Raw genomic sequence first — 9,793 nt, 5'->3', positions numbered from 1 at the left:
ATCTGCTCTTCGGTGAACCTGCTCTTCTTCACGGCTCTGCTCCTCCCCTCAGGGGCTCACACAACCGGAAAACTCGCACTCACGCCGGACCAAAGCGATGGGGGGACGTCAGGCCTCTGCACCACGGGTAGCTTGGCCGGCGGAGCCGGTCGGGTGAGCGCAGCCGGCCAAGCGGTGAAGGCTGGCACGAACACCTCCGGGGCCGGCGGGCGATAGCCGAGCGCGCCATGCGGTCGGATCGTGTTGTAGTGCCGGCGCCAGCTCTCGATAATAATCTGCGCCTCCTTGAGCGTATAGAAGACCTCACCGTTGAGCAGTTCGTCGCGCAGCCGGGCGTTGAAGCTCTCGACATAGCCATTCTCCCACGGCGAGCCCGGGTTGATGTAGGCGGTGTTGCTGCCGACGCCGGTGATCCACGCCTGCACCGACTTTGCGATGAACTCCGGACCGTTGTCCGACCGGATGTGCTTGGGCACGCCGCGCAGGCTGAATAGGTCGGAGAGCACGTCGATCACGTCCGCAGCCTTGAGCTTGCGCGCCACGCGGATCGCCAAGCACTCGCGCGTGAACTCGTCCACGACGTTGAGCATCCGGAACCGGCGGCCTTCGTGCGTGCGCGCCTCGACGAAGTCGTAGGACCAGACGTGGTTGCGGTGCTCTGGCCGCAGCCGCAGGCACGAGCCGTCCCCGTCCCAGATGCGGCCACGCTTGGGCTGGCGGGCCGGGACCTTCAGCCCCTCGCGCAGCCAGATGCGCTCGACCCGCTTGGCGTTGACGAGCCAGCCGGCTGCCCTCAGCAGCGCGCCGACCTTGCGGTAGCCGTAGCGCCCGTACTGCTCAGCCAACGCGACGAGGTCGGCCGTCAGCGCCGCCTCGTCATCCCGGCCCCGCGGCGTCTTGCGCTGCGTCGAGCGATGCTGCCCGAGCGCCCGGCAGGCCCGGCGCTCGGATACGTCCATCGTCGCCACGATGTGCTCGACACAGGCGCGTCGGCGCGCGGGGCTCAGAAGTTTCCCCGGGCGGCCTCCTGCAGGATCAACTTGTCCAGCGTCAGGTCGGCGATCGCCTTGCGCAGACGCTGGTTCTCGACCTCCATCTCCTTCATCCGCCGGACCTGATCCGACTTCAGCCCGCCGTACTCCTTGCGCCAGCGGTAGTACGTCACCTCCGTCACGCCGATCGAGCGGATCGCCTCGCCGACGCTCTGGCCTTGGCCGACCAACACGTCCACCTGTCGCAGCTTGGCGATCACGTCCTCTGGCTTGTGCCGCTTCGTTCCCATCCGTCCGTCCTCGTCCTGGCTCGAAAGCCATACCTCAGGGCGGACCACTCACAGGGGGCCGGATCACCGGCAGTGATCAAGATCGGGCAGATCATCGCGGCAGATCTTGCAAACACCTGCAATAAGGGTAGTTACTCGCATTGATTATTATGCCGAGCCGCGGATGCCGAGGCAGGGTCGAATCGGGGCCAGCCTTACGTCCGCGGCGGTTATCGTTTGGTCAGTTCGATCTCTAAGGGTCGGGCTTCTCGCAGGTGCCGATCCGCCAGCGGAGCGCGCCGCCGGTGGCGGTGCAGCGTAGGATCCTGGCGCTCCAGAGCAACTTGTTGTTGCGATTGTCGAACAGGACCAAGTGCTTCGGAGCCATGTAGATCACGTTGACGACGCTCTCCTTGTCGATCCCGTCGGCGGCGACGGGGCCGGGGGCGTCCTGTTGCGTGAACGGTTCGACGATGTCCGCGACGATCCCGGCCCGGACGGATCCATCCAGACTTCTGGCCGCATCGATCGGGAACGGAACATGGTGGCTTTCGCTGTGAAGCCCCATCAGGACCATCCAGCTGACGGAGCGTTGCCTGCGGACGATCGCCTTCGATCCGCGGGCGTCCGTCACCTGTACGGCCGGAAGCTCCTGAGCCGGGTCCGACGCGAACGGGTCCGAGAGTTCGATCTCCAAGGCTCCCCTGTCGGCGTCGTATCGGGGCTGCCTGGAATACGAGGTCAGGCAGAGCACGTCGGTGATCGGCTGTCCCGAGGAGGACAGTGCCTTGTTCAGCCTGTCGCGGTGTTGAGCCGTCGTCTCGAACTGGCCCTTCGGACTGGCCGCGATCCGGTGAACGGTCTCGAAGATGGCCCGCAGATCGCATTTCGGCCCTGAGGCGACGATCTGGGCGACGTCCGGGTCTGCCGCGGGCGCCGGCTTGGCGGCACCGACGCGCCCGCGGGGAGGGTACTTCGCGTCGTAGCAGGCGAGGCGCGCCCGATCGTCCGCCGTCCCCGAGCATCCGGGGTCCGCGGCCTGGGCCATGACGAACGACGGCGTCAGGACGCTCGCGACCAACACCCAGCGCAGCATGTTCCCCCTCGGCAGAGATCGCGATCGATGTCGCGCGGATCATGCCGCAGCGATGCGACCCCGAACAGGGGACTGTCCTGTCAGCGACCTGAGAACGGCACCGTCGGGGGGGCGACCTTCGGAAAGCTGCGGTCGTAGAGGTCGGATGCGGACGGGACGGCGGCCGCCACCGGCTTTACGGAAGCGGATGCGTGCGGCGGCGTCGAGACGACCGGCGCGACGCCCGCATCCGGACTCGAGCGCCCGACGAAGTAGGCGATCCCGGCGTAGAGCAGGATGCCCACGAGAGCCGCGATGGCGGGGGCCTTGCCCTGGGGCGGCATGGCTTTGACCGGAGTGCCGAGGGCGACCTTCAGCGCGTTCCGCCCCGCGTTGCCCGCCAGCCAGTAGGATGCACCGACCAGGGCGCAGAAGACCACGAGGCCGGCAAAGAGATTGAGGTCGCCCGTCGTGGCCCCGCCGGAGCCGCGGGGGGAGGGGAGGAGACGTCCGAACAGACCGGTGCCTACGCCGTAGCCGACGAGGAGCAGCGATACGGGGATCGCCCGTCGCCAAGCGGCCTTGATGGCGTGCGCCGCGATGGTGTCGCGGGCTCGCTGGAGCGACAGCCGCAAGCTCTGGATGAACTCGGGCGACACGGCGGACTCGAAGCGCTCTCTGATCTGCTCGTCCTCGCCGCCGTCGAGCACGACGCGCCTGACGTCCTTCGAGAGCGGATGCCGGTCGGCGAACGCGAACGCTTCCACCGGCATCGCACGCGAGATCGCTTCCGCGATCGGCTTCGCGGCGGCGTCGAGGAAGCGCGGCATGCTCCAGACGGTCTCCTTGTTCCCGACGAAGACGGCCTCGTAGGCCTTCCCCAGGATCCGGAAGCGCTGGGTGAGCACCTGGACGGCGATGCTCCACTGGACAACGATCCCGCCGGGGACCTCCGCGAGCCTGGGCGCATTCCCGGCCTTGCAGATGTCCACGAGCCACGCGTGGCCGTTCGTGGTCAGGGCCGCGCGCCATGCCGGGTCGAAGCCGTCGAGAGGCTCGGTCCTGTAGGCCACCTTGGCCGAGACCGTACCTTCGCACAGCGTCGTGATGATCCCCGACATTCCGCACGGCAAGCAGTGGACCCAGCCCGCCGCGCCGCAACCTTGGCAGCCGACCGTCCGGCTTCCGCGGCAGGTGGGGCAACGGGCGCGGTATTGCTGCCCCGTCACGTGCAGTTCGCCCAAGCCGCCGCAGTGGTAGCAGTTCACCCTGCCGCTTCTGCAGATGTGGCAGTCGTGCGTTCCCAGGCCACGACACTGGGTGCAAGGCTCCTCGCATCCGACCGTATGGGGAACCGCGCCCAGAGGGAACTCTGCCGGTAGCAGCATCCCGGCCTTCGGGTCGGAGGCGAGCTTCGATCTCAGCAGGTCCATCACCGGCTTCGACTTCGACCACTCTTCGCAGCGCTGCTTCATGACCCGCTTGAGGGCGCCGGGGGACACGTATTCGATGCTGCCCTTCGCGCGGCCCGCGAACGAGCGGCTGCCGTAGGACCAGGACGTGTCGGCCTCGGCGACGACGCGGATGGCCTGGGCGGAGGCTTTCCGCTCGAGGATCTCGAGGTCGGCGCCCGCGGCGCCGTTGCCGTCGAGCGCGTTCCGCAGTCGGGCTTCGACCCGTTCGTGGCCGCCCGCGATGTCGAACATCGCGAGAAGGTCCGGCTTGCGCGAAAGATCGGCGACTTGTGTGGCGACTGCGGCCGTGGCGGTCATGAATGCCCCCGGAAGTACGGCTCAATCTAGACGGCGGACATTGCGGATAGGTTGAGGACTCGGCCGCGTTTGATCGATGCAGTCGTCCGAAGCGTAAACCAACCCTTCGACCGGTCCAGGGCCTCTCCCGGTCGGATCGACGCCGACGCGGATGATTTTGCGGCCGCCGACGGCGGGGGATCGACGAAGCCGTCATTCCGACCGCGAGGCGGAGGGTTCTCGGGGTTGCACCTTTCGTCGGTTCCGCCGCGACATGAAGGCCAGGGGTCGGAGAAGGTGTCGTCGTGGCTGTCAGGCATGTCGTCGTGTGGAGCGAGGTCGTCGCGTTGACGAGCGCTGTCGAGCAGCTGCACGATGCCGTCGGCGGACCTCTGCCGACGGGACATCCGATGCGGGGCCCGTTCGAGCGACGCTACGCGATGGGCCGCGGCAGCGTGAACGGAAAGCCCTTCGTCGCCGAGCTCGTCGACGATCCGACCCGCACCCTGTACCGGCACGAGTGCCGCGCCGTCGGCCACATGCTGACGAAACCCGAGGAGGATGCGGTCGGCCGATCGATGCGGCGTGCGCCGGCGCGCGAGATCGACATCCGCGAAGGCACGGAGCCCGTCGCCTTGACGGAGCGGAACCTCTGGCGGTCGACGCAGGAGCTCGGGCGGACCTACATCGTGGTCGCGAACGGTGCGAACGAGCCGGCCAAGCGGCTCGGTGCGATGTGGGAGAGCGGTCGCCGCTGCTGGTTCGTGATGGCCGGCGTCGATCTCGAACCCTTCGAGCGGCTCGGGATGACGCCGCGGCCGCGACCGGAATGGCGCCGCCTGCGGGACGTGCCACCAGCCTGGAAGGAGCGGGCGAAGGAACTCGGCGCCCGCTGGTTCGATCGCGGCTGGTATCTCGACGTGTCCGTCGCCGACGCCGAGGTCGTGCGGATCCTGCGGGAGGATCTCGGTGTCGGCATCATGGAGACGCTCGACGACCTCTGGGACTGGATGAGCGTCCACGACATCAACGCGCAGCCCGGTCCCGATGCCTTTCCGGAATGGCTTCCTCCGGCCGAAATCCCGGTCCGCGCGCCCGCGCCCTGATCCTGGTCGCAACGAACCGGCTGCCGAGCCGCGAGGCTCGACCGGCGAGGTCAGCGAGGGCCCTGCCGCGGACCGGAGTCGAGGGAGGTGACGGGCTCGGACCCGGGACCTGCCGATACCGCGCCCGGCATTTCGCCGGAGGCTTCGTCCGGCAGATGCCCCGCTCCCGCGGCGAGGCGCAGGAAGGCGGCCGCATCCAGCACGGCGACGCCGTCCGGGAGGGCGATGCTCTCCATCAGATCGGACAGCGAACCGCCTTCGGCCACGACGAGGCTCGAGCCGCCCTGCACGAGCACGTTCTCCCGCAGCCAGCGGAGGAGCGCATGGTCGATCGGGCCTCCAGGAACGAGGCGCCCGTCGTCCGTCGCGAGCCGTGGCCCCCGAGTCCCGCCGACCGGCGCGCGCACGACCCAGGTCCGGGCTCCCGCCCGTATGCCGTTGGCCTCGATCCACGATGAGACCTTGTCGGCGAGTGCCGCGTCGTCGTCCCCGAGTTCCGCCTCCGCGGTGTCCGGAACCACGACGGGACCGAAGCGGAGCGGAACGTCAAGGAGATCGGCGCCCGCGAGGGCCGCGAGCGAGGCCGCATCCGCCAGCACGACGACGCTGTCGCCGCCGGTATCGGAAATGGGGGAATGCACGTGCGGATCCTCGGGGGGCTGGTCGAAGGGGGGAGTGCCGGTGGCGGGGTATAGCCGATCGTGGATGCCGCCCGCAGTGCGGGAAGCCGGATCCCGCACGGCATCCCGGATCTCCACAGCGCCTCGGGGAAATCCCGGTCGGCCGAAGCGTGCCTGGCCCGGATCGGGCGCGTGGCGCGGCTAGGCTTCCCGACGTCGCGTCACCCGACTTCCCGCGGAAGGCCGTCGGCAGCGACCACGTCTTCCCGCGAGACCGGGATCGTGTCGACGTAGCCGACGGATCCGGCGAGATGCAGCATCGCACGCCACGTCCAGGGAGCCCGCTCCCAGGCGGCATGGCCCGTCGCATGGTAGAGCGCGACGCCTCTGCCTGACGAGGGCGCCAGCTCCACGAACTTGTCGTCGAGGGTAAAGCTCCCGGGATCGAACCTGTCGATCGGGATGCGGAAGAGGATCGGATCGGCGTCCTCCGCCTCCGCCATGCACTCGGCGTGATGCCACGAGATCGCGGGATCGTCCGCGTAGCAGCCCATCTGCACCGCGCCGGTCAGGTGGCACGGCTCGAGGCCGTCGCGGAGCATCTGGTCCAGGTACTTGGTCGAGGTACCGTGGTAGAGGAAGGGCGGCAGCGGCCCCTCCGCCAGGACGAGGGGGGCGGTCCCGTCATCGCTCATGCCGCTTCGGCGCAGGCGCCGCCTCCGACGACGGAGCCGGTCGCGACGTCGACCACGAGGCCGTGCAGCGGGCAGACGACGCGCCTCTCCGCATCCGGTTCGAGCGAGCCGAGTACGAAGCCCTTGTGCGGGCAGACCAGCAGACCCGCGCCGTTGCGGCCGCACTTCCGGCCGGCGTAGGCGGCCGCCAGCGCGCGCAGGCCCTGGCGGGCGCCGGCCGCGTGGCGGGGATAGCCGTGTCCGGGCCGCCGGCACGTCAACCTCCTGAACACCGGCTCCGGATGCGGTTCGGCCTCGGAGCCGGTATGGCTCGTCGCCAGCGGGTAGCCCGCGGCGATGCTCTCGATGTCGCCGAAATTCCGCCGGCGCTCGATCCGCCTGACCTGCGCGTCCGACAGGAACCTGACGTCGACGTGGAAGTGCGGGACGTCGAAGCCGATGTGCTCGGCGTCGGTGTGCTTCGGACCCATCACCGGCCAAGCCTCCGTAGACCCGAACCAGGGGTACAGGACGGTAGGAACGAGATAGCGCTGCCCGACGACCGGAGCGGACGTCAACGTTTCGACGTGTCTGAGCTTCGACATGACATCCCTTGGCGGTTCTCCGGCGACGATAGGGGAGGGCACCGCCGCGAAGCAATGAACCTCCCGCTTGTAGGTTACCGACAGCTCAGCTCCGTGCCTTCGATTCGTACGAATGGCTGCAGCGCCCGGCCCGGAATGGAAACGACGTCGGCCTACGCTCCGGATCCGGACGCTTGCCATGGCGGCGACGCGCGGCGAAGCTGCGGCCGGACGAGTAGGGGAGGGGGTTCGATGGTACGGCTCGTCGCGGTCGCGATCCTGCTGGGATCGACCCTCCATGCGCATTCGAGGGACTGCGCCGCGATCACCGATCCCGCCAAGCGCCTGCAGTGCTACGACGAGGGCTCCCGTGCCGGGCCGGCGCCGAAGTCTGCTACCGGTCCCGCGCCCAGGCCCTACGAGGGCGTCTGGGCGCCGAAGGCGGAGGATTGCAGGGAGCCGTCCGACGGCAACTTCCGGATCGAGGGCAGGAAATTCCGTGGCTGGGAGTCCCTGTGCGAGATCGATCAGGCCAAGGCGGACCGGGATGTGTGGACGCTCTCCATGTCGTGCGCGGGCGAGGGAGAGACGTGGAAGGAGACCAGGAGTTACGCGCTCGGGTCGGACGGCCGCCTGTCGACCATCGTGCAGGGCCGTCGGCAGGGGAGCTACGTCCGGTGCGGGGCGGGAACGGTCGCATCCGCCGTACCGGTAGTCCCGTCGCTGACGGAATGGGTCTACGATGCGAAGACACGGCGGTCGTGGGCCTGCGACAATCTCGACGAGGGCAAGGGGCGGGCATGTCTCGCCTTCGCCTGCGACTACAAATCGCCGACCATGACCTTCTTCGGCCGCCGGCTGCCCCCCGCGGTCTCGGCCGAAACCGCTGACGGTCCGCGCGTGCCGCTGCCACGGAGCGACACGCAGGAGGAGAAGACCTTCGCGCGCGAGTTCGGGATGGACGCCAGGACGCTCGTACTCGACGGCGACGACCATCTAGGCAGGATTTTCAACGGCATGGGGCGCAAGCCCGTCGTGATCCGCGCCGGAGACGATATCTGGGCCTTCGCCACCGAGCCCGGCCAATCCCTCGCCGCAGTCGCGGCGTTCCGGAAGGAGTGCATCGGTCCGTGACCGTTGGTAAGCCCTGGGCCGGCCGGTAGACGCCACTGCCGCGGCGGCGGCGCCCGCCCGAGGACGACACCGAGGCCGACACGGTCCGCGTCTTCCTCACGGCTGCATACGGCGATCGACGTCCGCGAGCCCGTGTGATGCCGCAATCACCCCGTAGCTCGCGCGTGCCCTGACGGTTCGCCACGCGACGCCCGTCACGGACTCCTTTTGACGTGAACGGGTGGCACGGGTGTCGGAACCGATCAACAAACCCCTGCGCGCGGCCTTGGCCGTCCTGCTGGTCCTGTCGCTTCCCGCCTGCGCCGGCCGTCCTACCGGGGTGCTGCTCCCCATCGCCGCCGTCGAGCCCGTTCCGGGCACCTCACGCGTCGACATGCTGGTGGCGACGACCCGCAAATCGGCGACCGACCGCGGCGTGCTGTTCTCGGGCGAGCGTGGCGATGCCGTCGCCTACACCGACCTCGCCGTGTCCATCCCGCCCGACGCCACGCGCCAGCCCGGCACCGTGCAGTGGCCGAAGTCCCTCCCCGGCAACCCCGCCACGGATTTCGTGGCCCTTCGCGCCGAGCCGGTCGACCGCTCGAGGGTCGCCGCTTGGACAGGCCGGGCCGCCAAGCGCGGGACCAAGCGCCACGTGCTGGTGTTCGTGCACGGCTTCAACAACAAGTTCGAGGACGCCGTCTTCCGCTTCGCGCAGATCGTGCACGACTCGGGCGCCGAGGTCGCGCCGGTCCTGTTCACGTGGCCGTCCAAGGGCAGCGTGCTCGCCTACGGCTACGACCGGGAGAGCACGAACTTCTCGCGCAACGGTCTGGAGACCCTCCTGCGGGATCTGGCCAAGGATCCGAACGTCGGCGAGGTCACGGTGCTCGCGCACTCGATGGGCAACTGGCTGACCCTGGAGAGCCTGCGCCAGATGGCCATCCGCGACAAGCGCGTCGCCCCCAAGATCCGCAACGTGATCCTCGCCGCGCCGGACGTCGACATGGACCTCGCCCGCGAGGCGTTCCGCGACATGGGGTCGGATCGGCCGCGCCTGACGCTGATGGTCTCGGGCGACGACCAAGCGCTTGCGGTCTCACGTCTGGTCTGGGGCGACAGCGTGCGTCTGGGAGCCATCGACCCGAACGCGGAGCCGTACAAGACCGAGCTCGAGCGGCAGAACATCGGGGTCCTGAACTTGTCGACGGTGAAGGGCGACGACGCGCTCAACCACGGCAAGTTCGCCTCGGGCGAGGTCGTCGCGCTGCTCGGCAGGCGGCTTGCCGACGGGCAGCCGATCTCGGACGGGCAGATGGGCATAGGCGACCGTCTGGTGAGCACGGCGGCCGGCGCCGCCTCGACGGTCGCGACCGGTGCGGCGCTGGCGGTTGCGGCCCCGGTGGCGCTGGTCGACCCGCAGACGCGCGAGACCTATGGCGAGCACCTCTCGAACGTAGGCAGCGGCTTCCGGGCGACGGTCGGCTCGACGGTCGATCTTGCGGGCGCGCCGGTGCGTGCGGTCACCGGTTCACGTTAGTGCGTCATCCCTTCGGGTTGCGCGCTAGGCGAAAGCGGCAAGTAGGCGCGACACTCGGCCGGCGCGAAG

Annotated in this window: 9 protein-coding genes; 3 read left to right on the top strand and 6 right to left on the bottom strand. The window is 69.1% G+C overall.

Going from position 1 to position 9,793, the window contains the following annotated elements:
* Positions 1-56: 56 nt before the first annotated feature.
* From MFF56_RS27245 to MFF56_RS27235, 3 genes are all read right to left on the bottom strand, one after another.
* A protein-coding gene (locus MFF56_RS27245; RefSeq protein WP_373324219.1) for an IS3 family transposase occupies positions 57-1,282 on the bottom strand; the annotation gives its coding sequence in 2 pieces (ribosomal slippage) (positions 57-1,021 and positions 1,021-1,282; 1,227 coding nt in all).
* 232 nt (positions 1,283-1,514) lie between these two features.
* Positions 1,515-2,357, bottom strand: coding sequence for a hypothetical protein (locus MFF56_RS27240; RefSeq protein WP_238231808.1), 843 nt, complete (start codon positions 2,355-2,357; stop codon positions 1,515-1,517).
* 80 nt (positions 2,358-2,437) lie between these two features.
* Positions 2,438-4,108: a hypothetical protein gene (locus MFF56_RS27235; RefSeq protein WP_238231806.1), complete on the bottom strand. Its 1,671-nt coding sequence runs from the start codon at positions 4,106-4,108 to the stop codon at positions 2,438-2,440.
* Between the two features lie 284 nt (positions 4,109-4,392).
* Here MFF56_RS27235 and MFF56_RS27230 point away from each other — a divergent pair, with 284 nt between their 5' ends.
* On the top strand, positions 4,393-5,193 hold the full coding sequence (locus MFF56_RS27230; protein ID WP_238231804.1) for a DUF5710 domain-containing protein: 801 nt from the start codon (positions 4,393-4,395) through the stop codon (positions 5,191-5,193).
* Between the two features lie 50 nt (positions 5,194-5,243).
* Here MFF56_RS27230 and MFF56_RS27225 read toward each other — a convergent pair whose 3' ends face one another.
* The 3 genes from MFF56_RS27225 to MFF56_RS27215 all read right to left on the bottom strand — a co-directional run bounded on the left by MFF56_RS27225 (position 5,244) and on the right by MFF56_RS27215 (position 7,092).
* A complete protein-coding gene (locus tag MFF56_RS27225) occupies positions 5,244-5,834 on the bottom strand; it encodes a hypothetical protein (RefSeq protein WP_238231803.1) in 591 nt (196 codons plus the stop codon).
* 200 nt (positions 5,835-6,034) lie between these two features.
* Positions 6,035-6,508, bottom strand: coding sequence for an RNA 2'-phosphotransferase family protein (locus MFF56_RS27220; protein ID WP_238231801.1), 474 nt, complete (start codon positions 6,506-6,508; stop codon positions 6,035-6,037).
* Positions 6,505-7,092: a Rieske (2Fe-2S) protein gene (locus tag MFF56_RS27215; protein ID WP_238231799.1), complete on the bottom strand. Its 588-nt coding sequence runs from the start codon at positions 7,090-7,092 to the stop codon at positions 6,505-6,507. Before MFF56_RS27215 ends, MFF56_RS27220 begins: the two co-directional genes overlap by 4 nt.
* Before the next feature lie 231 nt (positions 7,093-7,323).
* Here MFF56_RS27215 and MFF56_RS27210 point away from each other — a divergent pair, with 231 nt between their 5' ends.
* The gene (locus MFF56_RS27210; protein WP_238231798.1) at positions 7,324-8,205 is read left to right on the top strand and encodes a hypothetical protein; all 882 of its coding nucleotides are present in this window, start codon (positions 7,324-7,326) and stop codon (positions 8,203-8,205) included.
* Between the two features lie 229 nt (positions 8,206-8,434).
* A complete protein-coding gene (locus MFF56_RS27205; RefSeq protein ID WP_238231796.1) occupies positions 8,435-9,724 on the top strand; it encodes an alpha/beta hydrolase in 1,290 nt (429 codons plus the stop codon).
* Positions 9,725-9,793 lie beyond the last annotated feature (69 nt).

This window comes from Methylobacterium hispanicum (assembly GCF_022179285.1).
GTDB classification, from domain to species: domain Bacteria; phylum Pseudomonadota; class Alphaproteobacteria; order Rhizobiales; family Beijerinckiaceae; genus Methylobacterium; species Methylobacterium hispanicum.
This window is presented reverse-complemented; position numbering and strand designations above follow the sequence as displayed.